Below are 19,375 nucleotides of genomic sequence, written 5' to 3'. Positions count from 1 at the left end.
ACCGGACCGACCCGGACTCCTGTTTTTCAACCATCAGGGGCTGGCCTGCCGGCTCAGGGCCGCAATGCGCCCATCTTGTCTGCCAGCAGGGTGCTTTGTTGCCAGAAGCGCTCGGCAAGTTCCGAGCGAGGCTCTCCCAGCCGGCACAGCTCAATGGTGAGTTCCAGCGGGCGCACGCCGTTGAGGGGCAACACCCGGCCGGTGGCCAGCTCGTCACGTACCAGGCTTTCGGGCAGAAACGCCACGCCCTCGCCCTGCAGCAACTGCGCCTTGAGCCCCTCGCCCAGGGCGTTTTCACACACCGGCTGCCAGGGCTGCTCCGCCAGGGCCGGCAGGCATTCCCGCTGTACCAGTGCCCCGAGATAGGCATCCTTCGGGTACAGCAGCAGCGGCAGCGGTTGCTCATCGTCAAGCTGAAACCGGGGGCTGCCCTGATCATCGGTGGCCGAGACCAGCGCCAGCCGGTCCTGACCCACCCGCAGCCGCTCCACGTTCAGACGCTGCAGCGCCGCGGTGCTGCCGGCATCGGCAAAGCACAGCAAAAAGTCCACCGCCCCCGCCACGAACTGCTCCATGGCCTCGTGATAGTGGCCGGTATTGAGCCGCACCAGGCCCTCGCCCAGGGCCGGCCGCAGCCGGTGCAGCCAGGCGGGAAAAAAGGTCACCGCCAGCGCCGGCTGGGTGATCAGGCTCAGGCCCGGCGTCTGCTGCTGGCTCAGGCGCAACTGGCTGCGCATGCCGTAGACCTGGGCCAGCAACTGGCGGGCCTGCTCCAGAAAGGCTTCACCCGCCGGCGTCAGCTCCAGCGGATAGCGGTTACGGCACACCAGCGCCACCCCCAGCCAGTTTTCCAGGGAGCGAATGCGCCGGCTGAACGCGGGCTGGGTCACAAAGCGGCTTTCCGCCGCCCGGGAAAAGCTGCCCTGCTCGCTGAGCGCGATAAAATCATGCAGCCATTTGGTTTCCATGAGCATGTCCTTGTTGTTAAAAATAACGCCTATGCAAAAAAGTAACCGCGATGGCCGAAAACGGCATTGGCTCGCTCAACACCATCATCAATAACATAAAAGCAACATTCATTTGTCTTGCTTCACGGAGGAAATCCCATGGCTGCCGACACCCACTCTCCGGTAATGGGCCTGCTACACCGCCTGGACGGCACCCGCAAACGCTATTTTCCAGGCATTTGCGTGGCCGCCACCATCGGCATCGCCGCCAGCTTTTTGTCCCAGCATTATGGCGCCCCCGCCATGCTGATGGCGCTGCTGCTGGGGCTGGCGTTCAACTTTCTCAGCCAGGAGCCCCAATGTGCACCGGGCCTTGAGCTGTCGGCCAAAACCATACTGCGCCTGGGCGTGGCCATGCTGGGCCTGCGCATCACCTTTGGTGACGTGCTTACCCTGGGCTGGCAGCCCATGCTGATGGTGTGCTCCGCCGTGGTGCTGACCATCTGCTTTGGCGTGGTCATGGCCCGCTGGCTGGGCTTCTCCAAAGAGTTTGGCACCCTCACCGGCGGCTCTGTGGCCATTTGCGGCGCCTCGGCCGCCATGGCCATCAGCAGTGTGCTGCCCCAGAGTGAGCAGGCCAAGCGCGACACCCTGTTTACCGTGATCAGCGTCACCACTCTCAGCACCCTGGCGATGATCTTCTACCCCATGATAAGCGACTCCCTGGGGCTGTCGGATCAGGAAGCCGGCCTGTTTATCGGTGCCACCATTCACGATGTGGCCCAGGTCGTGGGCGCCGGTTACAGCATGTCGGCCGAAGTCGGTGACCTCAGCACCTTTGTGAAACTGCTGCGGGTGGCCATGCTGGTGCCCATCGTAATGACCATCGGCATTCTGATCCGCCGCGCCGCCAGCAAGCAGGGTGAAAGCAGCGGTGGCAGCCGAGTGGCCATTCCCGGCTTTCTCATCGGCTTTGTGGTGCTGTTTGTACTCAACAGCCTGAGCTGGATTCCGCAGGAAATTGCCCAGCCCCTGGCCGGCAGCTCTTCCTGGTTGCTGCTCACCGCCATTGCCGCCCTGGGCGTGCGCACCCAGCTCAAGGACATTCTGTCGGTAGGCTGGAAGCCGGTGCTGCTGGTGGTACTGGAAACCGTCTTTATCGCCCTGCTGGTACTGGCCTACCTGCTGCTGATGGGCTGATATTTTCTTCTTTTACTACCCTTGCTATTTTTCGCCCCGCCTTTGCGGGGTTTTTTTTGTTGTTGTCGGGTTGAGAAATAAGCTTGCCGCTTCGCGCCAATTTGCGGGCGAGCCGCCCGCGCTCCAAAGAACGGTGCTTGCAGACGGCCTGAGGGTTAAGCAAAGCAGCAACAGGGATTGCCGAAGCCGACCGTCAAATGTCAGGGAAGACATTTGCCGAGCGTCCCATGGAGGGGCTCGAAGCGTGTCGGCGAAGGCAACCCTGCTGCTGCGCGGACAGACGATGCTCCAGTGTTGGTCAGGTCATGTCCTTGATCAGCGCCACCAGCGCCTCGATACCGGGACGAATGCGCTCCGCCGATATGGAGGAATAGCCCAGCCGGAAATAGTTGAGCGGCACATGCTCGCCCTGAAAATGAATATCACCGGGCTCGATCAAAATGCCTCTGTCGGCGGCTTCCTTGCGCAGCAGGCGGCTGTCCAGGCCTTCCGGCCCCCGCACCCAGTAGCAGGAGCCACCAAAGCCGGGCTGGCGGCTGGAACTCGGCAAAAACTCGTCCAGGGCCGCGCCCATCTCCTGCCAGCGTTCTTCATAGGCCTTGGCCAGGTTCATGATCAGGGCATCGTGATAGCCCCGCTCCAGAAACAGCGCCACCGAACGCTGGTTGTTGGCCGCCGGATGGCGCAGCATCAGCCGGCGCAGGGCCCGGGCCTCGCGGATCAGCTCCGCCGGTCCCACCAGGTAACCCAGCCGCAGCCCGGGCGCCAGGGTCTTTGACAGGCTGCCCACATACAGCACCCTGTCATTACGGTCCAGGCTCTTCAGCGCCGGGGTCGGGTTGGCCTTGAAGTTGGTTTCGCTCTCGTAGTCATCTTCAATGATCAGAAAGTCCTGCTCGCTGGCCTGCTTTAACAGCTCATAGCGCCGTTCCAATGGCATGGTCACCGTGGTCGGACACTGGTGGCTGGGGGTGGTGTACACCAGATCGCAGCCGGACAGCTTGTCATCGATGATCAGCCCCTGCTCATCCACCGGCAGCGGCCGCACCTGTGACGGGTTCATGGTGGCGATATTGCGAATATCCACATAGCCCGGATCCTCGATGCCGATGGTGCTGTCCTTGTCGAGCAACAAGCGCGCCAGCAGGTACAGCGCCTGCTGAGCGCCCACCGTCACCAGGATCTGATCCGCCGAGGCCCAGACGCCGCGCCGGGGCAGCAAGCGAGTACGGATCTGCTCGATCAGCAGGGGATCGTCGTTGTCAAAACTGTCGGACGCCCAGTCGCGAATGGCCGGAATACTCACCGCATCGCGGCAGCATTCGCGCCAGTTGTTGCTGGGAAACAGGGTGGGATCGAACTGGCCGTAAATAAAGGAATAGGGATATTTCTGCCAGTCTCTGGGCTTGCTGATGTTCTGTTGCCCACTGGGATGAATTTTGAGCTTGCGGCTCCAGTCCGGAGGTGTCCCTTCGGTGCTCTGAATTTTGGCATCGGGCACTTCGGGCTGGCGCGACAGAATTTCGGGATTAACGAAATAGCCGCTGCGCTCCCTGGCCAGCAGATAACCGTCATCCAGCAGATGCTCGTAGGCCAGTACCACGGTATTGCGGGCAATGCAGAGCTGCTTGGCCAGCTTGCGGCTGGACGGCAGCGGACTGTCGACGGGAATATTGCCGTTAAGAATGGCGGCGGCGATCTGCTCGCGCAGTTGTTGTTGCAGGCTGGTGCTTTTTTCGGTGGAAAGATGGAACAACGGAAACATGAAAAGACTTTCCTGTCAGCGAGTTGGGTTCGTCTGGCGGGAACACGCAGTGCGCCCTCTGAGTCATGGTTTTAACTCAGAGGGCGGCAAAGTAAAAGCATTGTTAACAATTTAATGCAGTTTTACAGCACTTCGTCACGCAAATGGTACCAGTGATACAGCATGCGCTGCCCCAGACGGCGGAAGGGCGCGAACAGATGCCCCGGCAGCGGCGAGTTGTAAATGGGCAGCTCAAAGCCTTCACGAATGCCTGCAATGCGCTGAGCCATGCGGCGGCCGGCATGGGCCGAGAACATGACACCGTTGCCACCGTAACCCAGGGCGTAGAAGATCTGCTCCTTGTCGTCGGGCTGGTAAATGCGCGGCATCATGTCGTGGCTCACATCCACCCAGCCCCACCAGGAGTAATCGATCTGAATGCCCTTGAGCGGCGGAAACTTGCGATGCAGCCCGTCGATCAGCAATTGCAGGTGCTTGGGATTGCTGGCATCGGCACCGGTAATGGAACTGCGACTGCCGATCTGCACCCGGTTGTCGGGCAGCTTGCGGTAGTAATGACGCAAGGTGCGGGTATCGGTGATCACTTCATTGGTCTTGAAGTTACAGGCGGCAATCTCCTGCTCGGTCAGCGGCCGGGTTACCAACGAGTTCGACAGTATCGGCATGATCTTGCTGTTCAGGCTGCCATGCAGGCCCTGGGAGGTATAGCCGCCGGTGGCCACGCCCACCGCCCGGGCCCGTACCGTGCCGCCCGGGGTCTTGATGTGATGCACACCGTTGATGGTTTCCCAGCCCAGCACCGGGCTCGACGGATGAATGGTGGCACCCAGCTCCCGGGCCATGCGATGGTAACCCTGGGCCAGCTTGAGCGGATGCACGCCGATGCCTTCCGGCTCGTGCATGGCGCCGACGGCCTCGGCCTCGTTGACGTAATCGCGGCTCAGGGTGGGCTTGTCGAGCAGCTCGGTTTCATAACCAAACTGCTCGCGCAGTACCTTGGCTTCCGCCTCCAGCTTGCGCATGGCCTTGTCGCGATGGGCAATGTAGAGGTGACCGCCAGCCTGAGGATCGCAATCGATGTTGCCTTCCTTGATCAGGCTTTTAAAGGTATCAAAGCCTTCCTGCACCTCGTCGTGCATTTTGCGGGCGGTGCTCAGGCCCCAGCGCTTGATCCACTGGGAGCGGGTCAGCCGGCCCGAGGCATTCTGGGCCTGACCACCGTTACGGCTGGTGCAGCCCCAGCTGACCTGGTTGGCTTCCAGCACGGTCGCCTTGATGCCGTGTTCCTTGGCCAGGTGCAGGGCGGCGGACAGGCCGGTAAAGCCGCTGCCGATGATCACGACGTCGACATCCATGTCACCGGTTACGGGGCCATCATCCTCCGGCGGCGTTCCGGCAGTGGCAACCCAGTAAGTGGGGGCATACTGCTGACCCCGTCCGGGCGTGGGCGCCACCAGGGGATCATAGCTGGGATCGTAACGATCCAGCACGGTATCGGCCTTGGCCGGCTGGCGGAAGTCCGCCTGAGTGTTGTTGACCATATCCATATTCGTGATTCCCGTTAACAGAGTGAGGCTGCCGTGGCTTAGCGAGGATCCAGCAGCGGACGATCCTTGCGGAAGGCCTGCTTGAGCGCCAGCTTGCCACCCTTGAGGGTGAACAGATCCACACCATCGGCTTCAATGCGGCGGCCGTCCGGGGTGGTGGCGCAGAAGGTCCACTGGGACACGCCCTTATCGCCGGCGGCGAAGTGGCTGGTGTTCTCCCACTGCACGTCCGGCATGGTGGTCCACACATTGACAAAGGCGGCCGCAACGGCGTCGGCGCCTTCAAAGCGGTTGCCGTGGGCTTCGGGGCCGGCGGCGCCTTCAAACACCACATCGTCGGTCATGCAGGCCATCACGCCTTCAATATCGTGACGGTTAAAGGCGGCAAACAGCTGCTCCAGCAGGGCAACGGTTTTCTGGTTGTTTTCAGCGGACATATCAATTCTCCCTTGGCCAACAAGTGGCGATGAATCATGTCCCGGCGCACCGGGGCGTTTACATGCTCATAACATTAGGGGGAAAGGGGCAAGGGTCGGTAGCGCCAGTTTCAGCCGTTGGCTTGGACCACCAAAAAATAAACACGAAAGGACAAAAGCGGGGCACGGGTGAAAAGCGCGCACGGCAAGGCCGGGGCAGAAGTCATTCTGCCCCGACAACACCGGAATATCGGAAAATCAGCGGCCGCGGCGCTGCTTGGCGACCCCGGAGAACACCACGTGCAGATCGGTGGAGGCGGAGTCGCCATCCAGATTGAGCTTGGCCTCAATGTGGTCCAGGTGCTCGGTCATCTTTTGCAGCGCCGTGTCCTTGTCGCCGGTTTCTATGGCGTTCAGCAGGATCTCGTGCTCGTTAAAGGAGCAATGGGCCTGATGCCCCACTTCGTACTGGGCGATAATCAGCGAGGTCTGGGACACCACGCTGCGCTGAAAATTAAGCAGCGGCGTGTTGTTGGCCATGTGGGCAAGCTCCAGGTGAAACTCACCCGACAGGCGAATACCGCTGCCCCGGTCGCCCCGGGCAAAGGCATCCTGCTCTTCCTGCACCATGGTCCGCATGCGGGCCAGGCTTTCGGGAGTGGCGTTCTCTACCGCCAGCTCGGTGACTGCCAGCTCCACCACCCGGCGGGCAGCAAAGATCTGCCGGGCCTCTTCCACGCTGGGGGCGGCCACCACGGCGCCCCGGTTGGGGCGAATAATCACCACCTGCTCGTGGGAAAGGCGCAGCAGGGCGCGGCGAATAATGGTGCGGCTGACGCCAAAGATCTCGCCCAGCGCTTCTTCGCTGAGCTTGGTGCCCGGCGCCAGCCGTTGCTCCAGAATGGCGTCGAAAATATGTTCGTAGACGATGTCGTCCTGGGTATTTGAGCTCGACTTGACAGGTCTTGGCTCCAGTTGACTGAGTGAACTCATACTTTGGTTTCCAGTTGCGGTCCTGGCTGCGGCGATGCGGGCACCGCCATCCTTGCCATGACCAGTTAAAAAATTGTTACAAACCACGTATACAATCTAGCGCGCTTTTTGCCGGTGTGATAGCCACAATGTCCAAGTCTGTGACTGAACACAAAAAACGCCCGATTCGGGCGTTTTTTCGTGCTCGAATGGACCTTTCTGTTAGTGAGGCCTGTCCCGCCTGTGTTGGCACTCGCCGTAAACATAGGTTTCGGCGATGGATCTGTCGTCCCCCAGCATCATCAGCACGAACAGTTTTTCGTACAGATTTTGTGCGTTTTGTATACGTACCTTCATCAGCGGAGTGGCATCCAGATCCAGCACAAGAAAGTCGGCTTCCTTGCCCGGCAGCAGGTTGCCCAGCTTGTCGTCCAGGCGCAGCGACTCGGCGCCGCCCAGCGTGGCCAGATAAAAGGCCTTGAGCGGATGCAGCTTCTGCTGTTGCAGTTGCAGCACCTTGTAGGCCTCATTCATGGTCTGCAGCAACGAGAAGCTGGTGCCTCCGCCCACGTCGGTACCCAGGCTGACATTGACACCAAAGCGTTCGAGCCGGGCCAGATCGAGCAGGCCGGAGCCGAGAAACAGGTTGGAAGTGGCGCAGAACGACACGCCCGAACCGGTGGCGTGCAGCCGCTCGCACTCGCTGTCTTCCAGGTGCACGCAATGGGCAAAGATGGAACGCTCGCTGAGCAGACCATGGTGATCGTATACGTCCAGGTAACCGCTCTGCTCGGGAAACAGTTCTTTTACCCAGTCGATTTCCTTGCGGTTTTCCGACAGGTGGGTCTGCAGGTAAAGATCGGGGTACTCGCTCAGCAGCCGGCCGGCGGCACCGAGCTGTTCCGGCGTGCTGGTGGGCGCAAACCGAGGGGTCACCGCATAGTGCTGGCGGCCCTGGTTATGCCAGCGTTCAATCAGCGCCTTGCTGTCGGCGTAGGACGACTCGGGCGTGTCCAGCAGATAATCGGGGGCGTTGCGGTCCATCATCACCTTGCCGGCGATCATGCGGGTGTTGCGCCGGGCCGACTCGGTAAAGAAGGCGTCCACCGCCTGCTTGTGCACTGTGCCGTACACCATGGCTGTGGTGGTACCGTTGCGCAGCAGCTCGTCCAGAAACAGCCCCGCCACCCGTGCTGCATGAGCCGGGTCGGCGAACTTGCGCTCCTCCGGAAAGGTGTAGTTGTTGAGCCAGTCCAGCAATTGATCGCCGTAGGACGCGATCATCTCGGTCTGGGGAAAGTGAATATGGGTGTCGATAAAGCCCGGGGTGATCAGCCGGTTTTCAAGCTCCACCACATGCGTGCCGGCGGGCAGCCGGTCCAGCACTTGTGGGGCCGGTCCCACGTCCTGCACATGGCCATCGGCCACCACCAGCACGCCGTCTTCGTACCAGGCAAAGGACTGTTCGAGGCCGACCTTGGCCGGGTCGCCCAGGCTGTAAAGAATGGCGGCGCGATAGGCTACGGGTTGCGTCATCTCTGCGCGTCTCCTTGAAATCAATAAATCAGGCGTGCTCGGCCTGAGTAACGGCGGGGGCCGGTTTCTCGGCCCTGAGGGCGTCTTCGGCCTGGTAGGCCGCGATCAGCTGGCCGGCCATCGACACGGCGATCTCTGCCGGGTGCTTGCCGGTCACCTCGGGCAGGCCGATGGGGCACACCATGCCGGCCAGGGCGGTATCATCAAAGCCCCGCTCCTTCAGCCGGTAGTCAAAGCGCTTGCGCTTGGTGCGCGAGCCGATCACCCCGAAATAGCGGGCATCATTGCGCTTGAGAATGCGGGCGCACAGTTCCAGATCCAGCTGGTGGTTGTGGGTCATCACCAGGTAGTAACTGCCGGTTGGCTGCTCAATCACCTCGTCCACCGGATCGTCACTGACCACAGCGGTGACACCTTCCGGCAGTACGGCGGGAAACTCCTCGGCACGGGAGTCCACCCAGGTGATGCGAAACGGCAGGGTGGCCAGAATGTGCACCAGCGCCTTGGCCACATGCCCGGCACCAAACAACACCAGATGATGCCGTGGCCGCACCACCGGCTCCAGCATGATGGTGGCCATGCCGCCGCAGCACTGACCCAGGCTGGCGCCCAGATTGAAGCGCTCAACACGCATCTGCTGCTCGCCTGCCGCCAGCATTTGCCGCGCCAGCTCCAGGGCCTTGTATTCCAGGTGGCCGCCACCGATGGTGGCGTAACAGCCGGCTTCGGTCACCAGCATTTTGGTACCGCTGTCCCGCGGGGTCGAGCCCTTGTGCTCCACCACAGTGACCATGACACAGGGCTCACCCCGCTGCTCCAGCTCGGCCAGAATCTGAATCCAGTTGTCCTTGAACATCTATTGCTCCCAGGGCGGCGCACCGCCCCTGTTCGCCGGCAATGTGCTGGCCGATAAGTTACTTGGCGGTCACCGGCACATCGCTGGCAGCTTCATTCTGCTCCACCATTTCGCGCATTTGCTCCACCGCCCACAGCACCCGCTCGGGGGTAGCCGGCGCATCGATGTGCGGGTAGCGCAGGTAACCGGAGACGCTGGCCACGGCATCTTTCAGCGCACACCACACCGCCATGCCCAGCATAAAGGGCGGCTCGCCCACGGCCTTGGAGTGGAACACTGTGTCTTCCGGGTTCTTGCGGTTTTCCACCAGCTTGACGCGGAAGTCCACCGGCATGTCGGCCACCGCCGGAATCTTGTAGCTGGCAGGACCCGAGGTCATCAGCCGGCCCTTGTCATTCCACACCAGCTCTTCGGTGGTCAGCCAGCCGGCGCCCTGCAGAAAGGCCCCTTCCACCTGGCCGATGTCGATGGCCGGATTCAGGGAGTCGCCCACGTCGTGCAGTATGTCGGTGCGCAGCAGCTTGTACTCGCCGGTGAGGGTGTCCACCACCACTTCGGCACAGGCGGCGCCGTAGGCGAAGTAGTAGAAGGGACGGCCCGAGCCGGTGGCGTGGTCGTAGTAGATCTTGGGCGTCTTGTAGAAGCCGGTGCTGGACAGCGACACCTGGTTAAAATAGGCCAGCTGCACAAACTCCGGGAACGACATCAGGGTGTGGCGGATTTGCACGAAGTTGTTTTTGAACACCACCTCTTCCGGGCTGACCTGGAAGTGACCCGCCGCCCAGTCGATGAGGCGCTGCTTGATGATGCGGGCCGCATTCTGGGCCGCCTTGCCGTTGAGATCGGCGCCGCTCGAGGCTGCTGTTGGCGAGGTGTTGGGCACCTTGTCGGTATTGGTGGCGGTGATCTGAATGCGATCAATGTCTACCTGGAACTCTTCCGCCACCACCTGAGCCACCTTGGTGTTCAGGCCCTGGCCCATCTCGGTGCCACCGTGATTGAGGTGAATGCTGCCATCGGTATAAACGTGGATCAGCGCCCCGGCCTGGTTGAGGAAGGTGGCGGTAAAGGAGATACCGAACTTCACCGGGGTGATAGCGATGCCCTTTTTCAGGATCGGGCTTTGCGCGTTAAAGGCCCGGATCTGTTCACGACGCTTGGCGTACTCCGAAGACAGCTCCAGATCGTTCACCAGCTCGTGAATAATGTTGTGCTCCACCGGCTGATGGTAATGAGTGACGTTGCGCTCGGCCTTGCCGTAGAAGTTCACCTTGCGAATATCGAGCGGATCCTTGCCCAGGTGCGAGGCGATCTCGTCCATCACGTGCTCGATGGTCATCATGCCCTGAGGACCGCCAAAGCCGCGATAGGCGGTGTTTGACGCAATGTTGGTCTTGCAGCGGTGGCCGATCACGGTGGCATCGCCCAGATAATAGGCGTTGTCCGAGTGGAACATGGCCCGGTCGACGATGGACGAGGACAGATCCGGCGAGTACCCACAGTTGCCGGCCACTGTGATTTCGGCGGCCTGAATGCGGCCGTGATCATCAAAGCCGATTTTGTACTGGTTGTAGAAGGGATGCCGCTTGCCGGTCATCATCATGTCTTCCATGCGCGGCAGCCGCATCTTGGCCGGACGGCCGGTCAGGCGCGCCACCACGGCGGCCATGCAGGCGGGGCCGGCGGCCTGGGTTTCCTTGCCGCCAAAGCCGCCCCCCATGCGGCGCATGTCGATCACCACCTTGTTCATGGGCACGTCCAGGACGCTTGCCACCAGCTTTTGCACCTCGGTGGGGTTCTGGCTGGAGGTAAACACCATCATGCCGCCGTCTTCGGTGGGCACCACCGAGCTGACCTGGGTTTCCAGGTAAAAGTGCTCCTGGCCGCCGATATGCAGGCTGCCCTCGATCACGTGCCTGGCTTTTTTCAGGCCGCCGGCGGAGTCGCCCCGCTGCTGCTTGTGGCTTTCGGTCACAAACAGCTCTTTTTCCAGCGCTTCTTCCACCGACAGCACCGCCGGCAGCTCCTCGTATTCCACAATGGCGGCCATGGCTGCCTTGCGGGCGGTGTCGAGATCACTGGCGGCCACCGCCAGCACCGGCTGGCCGTAGTATTCCACCTTGCCGTCGGCCAGCAGCGGGTCGCCGGCAATGACCGGACCAATATCGAGTTCGCCGGGCACGTCCTCGGCGGTAATGGCAATGGCCACCCCGGGAAAGTCGTAACAGGGGCTCACATCCAGTTTGGTGATGCGGGCATGGGCCTTGTCGGACAGCCGGGCATACACATGCAACTGATTGGGAAACTCCAGGCGATCGTCAATGTACTCGGCCTCGCCGGATACCTGCTTGGCGGCGCTGTCGTGGGGCACGCTTTTGCCCACGCCGGTTTGCAGGCTCTGTTTGACTCGTTCCATCATTTCGTCGATGGTCAGCGTGTTCTGAGGTTTGTTAGACATAAGACGTCACCCTGGTTTCCAGTTTCAGATCCTGTTGTTCGATAAAGCACTTGTACAGCAGGTTGGCCGCGGTGCGCGTGCGGTATTCCTTGCTGGCACGAAAGTCCGATAACGGCTCGAAGTCGGCCTCAAGGGCCTTCATGGCGGTTTTGACCGTGGCCATGTTCCAGGCCTGGCCCGTGAGCGCCTGTTCGCAGCCGGCGGCCCGCTTGGGGGTGGCCGCCATACCGCCAAAGCCGATGCGGGCGTCGGTCACGATGCCGTTTTCAATGATCAGGTTAAAGGCACCGCACACCGCGGAAATATCGTCGTCCAGTCGTTTGGACAGCTTGTACACCCTGAAGTGCTGATTCGCCGCGGGTTTAGGCACGATAATGCGCTCGATAAACTCGCCCTGCTCCTGGGCGGTGACCTTGTAGCTGAGGAAGTAGTCTTCCACCGGCAGCTCGCGCACTCTGTCTCCCTTGCGCAGCACCAGCGTAGCGTTGAGGGCGATCAGCACCGGCGGCGCATCACCGATGGGCGAGGCGTTGCCGACGTTGCCGCCGAGGGTGCCCTGGTTACGGATTTGCAGGGAAGCAAAACGGTGCAGCAGCTCGCCAAAGTCAGGGTAGAAGGTGCTCAGGGCCTCATAGCTGTCGCTTAAAGATCGGGCGGCGCCGATGATCAGGGCCTCGTCGGTTTCTTCCAGGGTTTTCATCTCGGCGACATTACCCAGATAAATCATCTTGGGCAGCTCGCGGTGAAACTGGGTCACTTCCAGCGCCAGATCGGTGCCGCCGGCCAGCAGCCGGGCATCCGGATGCTCGATGAGCAGGGTGGCCAGCTCGTCGCTGGTAGTGGGGGAGAAACACACCTTGTTATCGCCGCTCAGGGTCACCAGGGTATCGGTCTCGATTTTCACCAGCCGGGCGACCAGCTCCTGCTCGTAACGGGAAAATTCGTCGGCAAGCGTAGGCTCTGCGGCAATGGCCTTGGCGGCATCGACTATGGGGCGGTAGCCGGTGCAGCGGCACAGGTTGCCGGCCAGGGCCTCGAGAATGTCGTGCTGATTGGCCGACGGCTTGTTCTTGCTGAGAGCAAACATCGACATGATAAAGCCTGGGGTACAGAAGCCGCACTGGGAGCCGTGAAAGTCGACCATGGCCTGCTGCACCGGGTGCAGGCTGCCGTCCTTTGCCTTGAGGTCTTCCACGGTAAGCAGTTGCTTGCCGTGCAGCGCCGAGACAAAGGTCAGGCAGGAGTTGACCGTTTGGTAGCGAATACGATCGCCGTCGCGCTCGCCCAGCACCACGGTGCAGGCACCACAGTCACCGGAGCCGCAGCCTTCCTTGGTGCCGGTCTTGCCGACGCGGGTGCGCAGATAATTGAGCACCGTCATGTTGGGGGACAGGTCTTGTTCCTGTCGCAGCTCCTGATTTAACAGAAAGGTGATCACGGCTTGCCTCCTTCAGGGGTTATCGCCTCTGGCCGAACAAATGAGTTGTTAATATCTTTACATCTAATTAAATTAAAATCTGACCCTGTGGTCAACAAAAATTTTACACTCAGGTTGCGACTGTCGCCGACTTCATAGTTAACTGCCTGCTGTAAAAACGATTTTCAGGTACGCATCAAGCCCGGCCGCCGGCCCTTTTCTTCAAGTGTAGTGGGAGCATTTTTGAACATGTCCGAAACAATTCAGGACCGGCAAAGCCGGCAGGCGCATCGGGTATTTGCCGGCGTGGCCCTTGCCATCATGCTGGGGGCGCTGGAGATCACCCTGCTGATGCCGGCCATTTCCCGGCTGGGGCAGATCTTTGACGCCCCTGCGCTGGCGCCGCTGCTGGTCAGCAGCTATCTGTTCGCCATGACCCTGACCATGCCGGTGTACGGCCGGCTGAGCGATCGCTTTGGCCGTACGCCTTGCCTGGCCGCCGCCCTGGGCTTTTTTACCCTCGGCTCGCTGGCCAGCGCCCTGACCGACAGCCTGCCGCTGCTGTTGGCCACCCGGCTGCTCACCGGCCTGGGCGGCGGTGGCCTGATCGCGCTGTCGTTTGCGGTGATTGCCGACGTGATCCCGCCCCGTCAGGTGGGCCGCTATCAGGGACTGATCTCCACCCTGTTTGCGGTGTCCAGCGTGGCCGGGCCGCTGCTGGGGGCCTTTCTGGTTGCCCGTTTTGACTGGCGCTGGCTGTTTCTGTTCAAGCTGCCCCTGGGGCTGCTGGCCATGGCGGTCAGCTACTGGGCACTGAAGGGGCTCGGCCACAGAGGAGCCCGCAGTACACCGGATCACTGGGGCATAGCATTGCTGCTGCTGGCCGGCACCGGCTGGGGCTTGTCCACCAACACCGCCGAGCTGCTGCCGGCGCTGGCACAGTTCCAGCCGGTGCTGATGGCCGGCGCCGCCCTGCTCAGCCTGGTGTTGCTGGTACAGCAATGGCGCCACCCGCACCCGGTGCTGCCGCTGCGGTTGCTTGGCGGCCGGCTGATGGCCATTGCGGTGTTGTTACTGGCCCTGTCGGAAGGGGTCCGCCTGGGCCTGTTGGTGTACCTGCCGCTGGCGCTGGAACAGCAACAGGGACTGAGTCCTGACGATACCAGCCGAGTGCTGCTGTGGTTTATTCTGAGCGTGACCGCCGGCACCTTTGTCAGTGGCAAGCGTATCGCCCATGTGGGCTACTGTCGGCCGTTTCCCTGGGCGGGCGGCCTGCTGCTGGGGCTGGGCTGTGTGTTGCTGTGGGGGCTGGTCAGTCAGTGGCTGAACGGCGTCTGGCTGCACGGCGGCCTGATTGCCGGGGGCATCGGCATTGGCTTTTTGATCGTGGCCTGCTCCATTGCAGTGCAGAACGCCCTGCCCTCAAACCAGCTGGGGGCCGGGCTGGCGCTGATGAACTTTTGCCGTTCACTGGGTGGGACGCTGGGCGTGATCTGGCTGGGCTGGCAGTACCAGCAGCAGCTCACCGACTGGACCACTCCCGTGTACGCTTCGCTGTCGGCCTACGGCCTGATCGGCCTGCTGCTGGGATTTGCCATGCCGGACCGGGAGCTGGGCAACCAGGCCAAGAATCAGCCCGGTTAAAGAAAGGCATCATCAAAGAGGACCATGGTCCCCTTTGTTCAGGCCTCGGCCAGGGGCCTGACCCGACAGCCTTCGATCACCAGCCGGGTGATCACCTCGGCGGCCTGATCGTAATCGCTGTCGTCCAGCTCTTCCTTGCCCAGGGCCATGGTGATTTGCCAGTTGAAGTCGGCGTAGGTCTGAGTGGAGGCCCAGATTGCAAACAGCAAATGCCGGGGCTCCAGACAGGCGATCAGGCCCTGCCCCATCCAGTGGCTCAGCTTGTCACTCAAGGCTTGAGTCTGTTCGCTGAGGCGGGCGATGATATCTTCCGGCAGGTGCGGCGCACCGTGCATGATCTCGCTGGCAAACACCTTGGAGGCATGAGGATAATCCCGGGAGATCAGCAGCTTGGCCTTGATGTAGGCGGTCAGCGCCATCACGGGATCCTCAAACTCCTCAAAAGGAGCCGACGCCGCCAGCAGCGGCTCGGTGACGCTCTCCAGCACCGCCCGGTAGAGGTTTTCCTTGCTGCCAAAGTAGTAGTAGATGTTGGGCTTGGGCAATTGCGCCAGTTTGGCGATATCGGCGGTCTTGGTGGCGGCATAGCCATGCTCGGCAAATACCCGGCTGGCGGCGCGTATGATCTTTTCTTCGTTTCTGGCTCTTATCCGTGACATGCTTGTTTTTTTGGCTCCGGCCACATATGGGTGGCTTTGTTTTTGCCAACCATACCGGAATCCGGTAGAAATGCATAAAAAAAACGCCCACCACAGGTGAGCGCGAAAAAAAGAGTAACCAAGGTTACCCCTCGACCAAAACAACGGTGTGGTGCTGCGGCGGCGTCAGCTGCAGTCGGCCTTCAGGCCCACTTTCTCGATACCGGCCACGGCACAGACTTCGTCCACATCGGACAAATCGCCGGTGATGCCCACGGCACCAATGATCAGATTGTTCTCATCACGGATCAGCACGCCACCCGGCGCGGGCAGGATTTTGCCTTCACCCAGGGTGTTGAGCGACTGCATAAAGCCCGGGCGGGCCGCCGCCATTTCAGCCAGACCGCGGGAGCTGCGACCCAGTGCAATGGAGCCCCAGGCCTTGGCAATGGCGATGTCGGGACGCATCAGGCTGGCGGTGTCTTCACGCTGCAGTGACACCAGCACACCGGCGCTGTCGAGCACCGCCACGGTCAGCGGTGCCGCCGACATTTCCTTGCCCCGTTGCAGTGCGCCCTGAGTGATTGCCAGTGCCTGTTCAAGTGAAACTGTATTCATTACTCAATGACTCCCTGTCTAGCCATACTAAAGTATTACCAACTGGAGACTAATAAAACACAAAACCGAGACAAAGTTAACAGATATTTGTATACGTTTAATATAAAGATAAATATCCCGTCACCTTTGCTCTACCTTGGGCGCATTTTTAACAAGGGGTGCCCAAGGGCCCGCCTCCGCTCCGCGGTGGCTTCCATGGCATGAAACTTGCCTATTCCGGACAGACGAGCCTTCCACTGGAGAAAGGAACAATGCCGGAGCTGCGACAGGTTTCAACGCTGAACTGGTTCATGTGCTGGCTGATGCTGAGCTGCCTGATGATCACCCTGCTGCCCGACCGGCTGTTTTCCGGGGCCTTTGGCGCCTGGCTGGGGGAATACCGGCTGCTGTTTGTGCTGGCCATGGTGCTGTCGGCCACCTACTTTCTTTCCATTGGCGCCCTGCTGCTGTTTCAGCACGTGTTTTACCGCAAGCAGCGGCTGACCCGGCAAAAGCTGCTGAAAGAGTTGCTGGAGTATCTGGATGCCAGTGAAAAGGCGGTGTTGCGGGAGTTCGTGATCCAGCGCCGCAGTGTCATAAAATTGCCGGTTACCGAGCCCTGCGTCAAAAATCTGCTGGATCAGGGCATTCTCACCTATGCCTACGGCGAGCCCGGCGACAGCAGCCTGCAGACCATCAAACCCCTGATGATTACCCTGGAAGCCCGTCCCCTGCTGACCTTTCGCGTGCTGGGGCTGAACCCGGCCAGCATGACCGAGGAGCAGAAAAACCAGATCCTCAACACCCGCCCCCGCTACGCCTACAAGCAGCTGGGCCGAAGCTGATCAGGCATCGTTTTCACTGCCTTATAAAACGCAAAAAGCTCCCGGTCGGGAGCTTTTTCACTGGAAGCGGGCGACATCAGGCCACTTCGTAATAAACCGCGTTTTTGGCGTTTTCTTCCGCCAGAATGGCCAGCGCCACGGGAATGCACTTGCCGCACTGAGAGCCGACCCCCAGCTCACGCTTGAGGTCCATAAACTCGGTATTGCCCTCGGCAATGGCTTCTTTTAACTGGCGCTCGGTAATGCCCTTGCACAAACACACATACATGAATAATGTCCTCCGCGTTCAGGACAAATCTAAATGATAGCAGTTATCAGTGCAAGTTAATTTTGTTGAAAAAACAGGCGTCAGTTCACACCCCCGGCGACCGGCCCGGCATTCGCCTCCCCCAGCTCATTCCATGCCTGAAACAGGCTGAGGTACACGCGGCCGGTAAGCCTGGACAACAGCTCACTGCGCTCCAGCCGGTCCATCACAGGGCCTTTCACCTCCGCCAAGTGAAACTCGATACCGGCCAGCCCCAGCCGTTCGTTGATCATCAGCAGACTGTCGAGGGCCGAGGCATCAATACGGTTAACCGCACTGCATTGCAGCACCAGGTGGCGCAAACCAGGCCGCAGACTGACCAGGGTGGCGATAATGTCTTCCAGCTGGCCGGCATTGGCAAAATACAGGCTTTCATCCACCCGCAAACACAGCAGCGAGGGCCGCAGCTCAACACGATGGCGCAGCCGGTTGCGAAAATGCTCGGTGCCGTCAATGCGTCCCACTTCGGCCCAGTGCGGGCGATGACTGTGGTACAGGTGCAGCAGTAACGACACCAGAATACCGCTCACCAGCCCGGCTTCCACCCCGGCCAGCAGGGTTACCACAAAGGTAGCGCAGAGGGCGGTAAAGTCGGCCCGGGAATAGCGCCAGGCATGACCAAACCGGCGCCAGTCAAACAGCCCCAGCACCGACACCACTATGGTGGCGGCCAGCACCGCCTGGGGCAGGCCGCTCAACCAGGGCGCAAACCAGAGCCCCGCCAGGGTGATGCCGATGGCCGCATACATGCCCGCCGCCGGGGTACGCGCACCGGCGTCGAAATTAACCACGGAGCGGGCGAAGCCACCGGTCACCGGCATGCCGCTGGAGAGCCCTGCCGACAGATTGGCCAGCCCCAGGCCGATCAGCTCCTGATTGGGGGAAATGCGCTGGCGCCGCCGGGCCGCCAGGGTCTGGCCGATGGACACCGACTCCACAAATCCCACCAGAGCCAGCAGCAACGACGGCATCAGCAACTCGCGCCAGGGCAGCCTGGCCCAGTCCGGCCAGCTCAGGGCCGGTAACCCCGCCGGAACCGCCTGCACCACGGCCACGCCGGCATTCTCAAGCTCAAGCAGGCCCGACAGCACGATGGCCAGCACCACCACCAGCGCCGGCATCAGCCGCACCAGGGCCAATGCGCGGCCTGCGCTCAGCCGGCCCTGCAACAGATGCCCCAGGCCATGACGGGCCCAAAGCAGCAACCCCAGCGAGATGACGGAGACCGCCAGGGTGGCCGGCGCCATGGCATCCAGCTGTGCCAGCAAGACGCCCGGCCATTGCCAGAGTGCCCCTTCCAGCGGCACCCCCAGCAGGTGGCGAAGCTGGCTCAGGGTGATCAGCACCGCCGAGGCGCTGATAAAGCCCGACATCACCGAGTGACTGATAAAGTGGGCCACAAAGCCCAGCCGCAACAGGCCAAACAACAGCAGCCAGCCGCCGCTGAGCAGCGCCAGGGCCAGAGCACCGTCGGCGTAAGCGATCCCCTTCAGGGAAAGCTGCCCCAGGGTGGCGGCGGTCATCAGCGACAACACCGCCACCGGCCCCACCGACAGGGTACGGCTGGAGCCGAACAGGCCGTAAATGACCAATGGCAGTATGCTGGCGTACAAGCCGGCTTGTGGCGGCAGGCCCGCCAGCATGGCATAGGCCAGCGACTGGGGGATCAGCATCAGGGTCACAATCAGGGCGGCGGCACCGTCCTGTGCCAGGGTTTTCCTGTCGTAGCCCCGCCCCCATTGCAGAATGGGCAGGCGCATGCTCAGCCCTTGTTGTCGCGGGAAAGATAGCGCTCGTTAAGGCGTTCGCTGTGAGCCGACAGATCATACCCGGCAGCGGCGCACTGCTGAAGCAACTCGGCGGCAGGCTGTTGTGACGCCCGGGACAATGCCCACAGGGTGATGGAGCGGGTGCCGGTGCGGCAAAAGGCCAGCACCGGCTGCGGATGACGTGCGAGGGCGGCGCCAAAGTCGGTGATGGCCTGCTCGGTAAAGTTGCCCGAGGAGATGGGAATCCACGCCCAATTAAAGCCCTCGGCGTGAGCCTGCTCGGCCAGCGCTTCGGCCGCCGGCTGGCCGGCAGTTTCACCGTCGGGCCGGTTGCAGATGAGGGTGTTGTACCCCAACTCCTTTAACCGGGGAAGATCGTCGGCGGTGACCTGATCCGCCACGGCAAAGTCCGGTGTGACCTGTCTGATGTCCATACTGTGCTCCTCGTGGTGTTATCGGGC

The 19,375-nt window shown here is 61.4% G+C and carries 17 protein-coding genes; 3 read left to right on the top strand and 14 right to left on the bottom strand.

All coding sequences use genetic code 11. The annotated features are described in order from the left end of the window. Nucleotides 1-53 precede the first annotated feature (53 nt). A complete protein-coding gene (locus Q9290_RS07045) occupies nt 54-968 on the bottom strand; it encodes a LysR family transcriptional regulator (RefSeq protein ID WP_306078933.1) in 915 nt (304 codons plus the stop codon). Nucleotides 969-1,106: 138 nt separating this feature from the next. On the opposite strand from Q9290_RS07045, the gene Q9290_RS07040 reads away from it, so the two are divergent. Next, the gene (locus Q9290_RS07040) at nt 1,107-2,147 is read left to right on the top strand and encodes a YeiH family protein (RefSeq protein ID WP_306078932.1); all 1,041 of its coding nucleotides are present in this window, start codon (nt 1,107-1,109) and stop codon (nt 2,145-2,147) included. A 298-nt stretch (nt 2,148-2,445) separates the two neighbouring features. On the opposite strand, the gene pdxR is transcribed toward Q9290_RS07040, so the two are convergent. From pdxR to xdhA, 8 genes are all read right to left on the bottom strand, one after another. Continuing rightward, nucleotides 2,446-3,912, bottom strand: coding sequence for a MocR-like pyridoxine biosynthesis transcription factor PdxR (pdxR, locus tag Q9290_RS07035; RefSeq protein WP_306078931.1), 1,467 nt, complete (start codon nt 3,910-3,912; stop codon nt 2,446-2,448). 122 nt (nt 3,913-4,034) lie between these two features. After that, entirely contained in the window at nt 4,035-5,459 is a 1,425-nt protein-coding gene (locus Q9290_RS07030) for an NAD(P)/FAD-dependent oxidoreductase (protein WP_306078930.1), read from the bottom strand. 38 nt (nt 5,460-5,497) lie between these two features. After that, on the bottom strand, nt 5,498-5,896 hold the full coding sequence (locus Q9290_RS07025; protein ID WP_306078929.1) for a nuclear transport factor 2 family protein: 399 nt from the start codon (nt 5,894-5,896) through the stop codon (nt 5,498-5,500). Nucleotides 5,897-6,133: 237 nt separating this feature from the next. Continuing rightward, a complete protein-coding gene (locus Q9290_RS07020; RefSeq protein ID WP_306078928.1) occupies nt 6,134-6,868 on the bottom strand; it encodes a GntR family transcriptional regulator in 735 nt (244 codons plus the stop codon). Nucleotides 6,869-7,069: 201 nt separating this feature from the next. Next, nucleotides 7,070-8,383 (bottom strand): guanine deaminase, encoded by a 1,314-nt coding sequence (gene guaD / locus Q9290_RS07015; RefSeq protein WP_306078927.1) that lies wholly within the window; start codon nt 8,381-8,383, stop codon nt 7,070-7,072. Between the two features lie 28 nt (nt 8,384-8,411). Next, the gene (xdhC, locus tag Q9290_RS07010) at nt 8,412-9,239 is read right to left on the bottom strand and encodes a xanthine dehydrogenase accessory protein XdhC (RefSeq protein ID WP_306078926.1); all 828 of its coding nucleotides are present in this window, start codon (nt 9,237-9,239) and stop codon (nt 8,412-8,414) included. 58 nt (nt 9,240-9,297) lie between these two features. Continuing rightward, on the bottom strand, nt 9,298-11,697 hold the full coding sequence (xdhB, locus tag Q9290_RS07005) for a xanthine dehydrogenase molybdopterin binding subunit (RefSeq protein ID WP_306078925.1): 2,400 nt from the start codon (nt 11,695-11,697) through the stop codon (nt 9,298-9,300). Then, nucleotides 11,690-13,135, bottom strand: a complete 1,446-nt coding sequence (gene xdhA, locus Q9290_RS07000) for a xanthine dehydrogenase small subunit (RefSeq protein ID WP_306078924.1) — start codon at nt 13,133-13,135, stop codon at nt 11,690-11,692. The genes xdhB and xdhA overlap by 8 nt, the downstream gene beginning before the upstream one ends. 228 nt (nt 13,136-13,363) lie before the next feature. Between xdhA and Q9290_RS06995 the strand changes: the two genes are divergently transcribed. Next, nucleotides 13,364-14,758, top strand: coding sequence for an MFS transporter (locus tag Q9290_RS06995; RefSeq protein ID WP_371930901.1), 1,395 nt, complete (start codon nt 13,364-13,366; stop codon nt 14,756-14,758). A gap of 38 nt (nt 14,759-14,796) precedes the next feature. Here the strand turns inward: Q9290_RS06995 and Q9290_RS06990 are convergent, their stop codons facing one another. Further along, nucleotides 14,797-15,417: a TetR/AcrR family transcriptional regulator gene (locus Q9290_RS06990; RefSeq protein WP_306078922.1), complete on the bottom strand. Its 621-nt coding sequence runs from the start codon at nt 15,415-15,417 to the stop codon at nt 14,797-14,799. A gap of 165 nt (nt 15,418-15,582) precedes the next feature. Beyond that, on the bottom strand, nt 15,583-16,014 hold the full coding sequence (locus Q9290_RS06985) for a GlcG/HbpS family heme-binding protein (protein WP_306078921.1): 432 nt from the start codon (nt 16,012-16,014) through the stop codon (nt 15,583-15,585). A 251-nt stretch (nt 16,015-16,265) separates the two neighbouring features. On the opposite strand from Q9290_RS06985, the gene Q9290_RS06980 reads away from it, so the two are divergent. Next, nucleotides 16,266-16,838: a superinfection exclusion B family protein gene (locus Q9290_RS06980; RefSeq protein WP_306078920.1), complete on the top strand. Its 573-nt coding sequence runs from the start codon at nt 16,266-16,268 to the stop codon at nt 16,836-16,838. A gap of 76 nt (nt 16,839-16,914) precedes the next feature. Here Q9290_RS06980 and Q9290_RS06975 read toward each other — a convergent pair whose 3' ends face one another. The 3 genes from Q9290_RS06975 to Q9290_RS06965 form a co-directional block, all read right to left on the bottom strand. Then, nucleotides 16,915-17,106: a bacterioferritin-associated ferredoxin gene (locus tag Q9290_RS06975; RefSeq protein WP_306078919.1), complete on the bottom strand. Its 192-nt coding sequence runs from the start codon at nt 17,104-17,106 to the stop codon at nt 16,915-16,917. 80 nt (nt 17,107-17,186) lie between these two features. Next, nucleotides 17,187-18,905: a SulP family inorganic anion transporter gene (locus Q9290_RS06970; protein WP_306078918.1), complete on the bottom strand. Its 1,719-nt coding sequence runs from the start codon at nt 18,903-18,905 to the stop codon at nt 17,187-17,189. A 2-nt stretch (nt 18,906-18,907) separates the two neighbouring features. Then, the gene (locus Q9290_RS06965) at nt 18,908-19,348 is read right to left on the bottom strand and encodes a protein tyrosine phosphatase family protein (protein WP_306078917.1); all 441 of its coding nucleotides are present in this window, start codon (nt 19,346-19,348) and stop codon (nt 18,908-18,910) included. Nucleotides 19,349-19,375: the final 27 nt, after the last annotated feature.

Origin of the sequence: Oceanimonas aquatica, assembly GCF_030732065.1 — a bacterium.
GTDB lineage: Bacteria > Pseudomonadota > Gammaproteobacteria > Enterobacterales > Aeromonadaceae > Oceanimonas.
The sequence above is the reverse complement of the archived record's forward strand: the minus strand, read 5'-3'. Positions and strand labels throughout refer to the sequence as shown.

What these genes read in the sequence shown, in the direction of transcription:
- xdhC (WP_306078926.1), bottom strand. Translation starts at nt 9,239, where the DNA reads ATGTTCAAGGACAACTGGATTCAGATTCTGGCCGAGCTGGAGCAGCGG.
- Q9290_RS07020 (WP_306078928.1), bottom strand. Translation starts at nt 6,868, where the DNA reads ATGAGTTCACTCAGTCAACTGGAGCCAAGACCTGTCAAGTCGAGCTCA.
- pdxR (WP_306078931.1), bottom strand. Translation starts at nt 3,912, where the DNA reads ATGTTTCCGTTGTTCCATCTTTCCACCGAAAAAAGCACCAGCCTGCAA.
- Q9290_RS06995 (WP_371930901.1), top strand. Translation starts at nt 13,364, where the DNA reads ATGTCCGAAACAATTCAGGACCGGCAAAGCCGGCAGGCGCATCGGGTA.
- xdhB (WP_306078925.1), bottom strand. Translation starts at nt 11,697, where the DNA reads ATGTCTAACAAACCTCAGAACACGCTGACCATCGACGAAATGATGGAA.
- Q9290_RS06965 (WP_306078917.1), bottom strand. Translation starts at nt 19,348, where the DNA reads ATGGACATCAGACAGGTCACACCGGACTTTGCCGTGGCGGATCAGGTC.
- Q9290_RS07030 (WP_306078930.1), bottom strand. Translation starts at nt 5,459, where the DNA reads ATGGATATGGTCAACAACACTCAGGCGGACTTCCGCCAGCCGGCCAAG.
- Q9290_RS06990 (WP_306078922.1), bottom strand. Translation starts at nt 15,417, where the DNA reads ATGTCACGGATAAGAGCCAGAAACGAAGAAAAGATCATACGCGCCGCC.
- guaD (WP_306078927.1), bottom strand. Translation starts at nt 8,383, where the DNA reads ATGACGCAACCCGTAGCCTATCGCGCCGCCATTCTTTACAGCCTGGGC.
- Q9290_RS07045 (WP_306078933.1), bottom strand. Translation starts at nt 968, where the DNA reads ATGGAAACCAAATGGCTGCATGATTTTATCGCGCTCAGCGAGCAGGGC.
- Q9290_RS06985 (WP_306078921.1), bottom strand. Translation starts at nt 16,014, where the DNA reads ATGAATACAGTTTCACTTGAACAGGCACTGGCAATCACTCAGGGCGCA.
- Q9290_RS07040 (WP_306078932.1), top strand. Translation starts at nt 1,107, where the DNA reads ATGGCTGCCGACACCCACTCTCCGGTAATGGGCCTGCTACACCGCCTG.
- Q9290_RS07025 (WP_306078929.1), bottom strand. Translation starts at nt 5,896, where the DNA reads ATGTCCGCTGAAAACAACCAGAAAACCGTTGCCCTGCTGGAGCAGCTG.
- Q9290_RS06975 (WP_306078919.1), bottom strand. Translation starts at nt 17,106, where the DNA reads ATGTATGTGTGTTTGTGCAAGGGCATTACCGAGCGCCAGTTAAAAGAA.
- Q9290_RS06970 (WP_306078918.1), bottom strand. Translation starts at nt 18,905, where the DNA reads ATGCGCCTGCCCATTCTGCAATGGGGGCGGGGCTACGACAGGAAAACC.
- Q9290_RS06980 (WP_306078920.1), top strand. Translation starts at nt 16,266, where the DNA reads ATGCCGGAGCTGCGACAGGTTTCAACGCTGAACTGGTTCATGTGCTGG.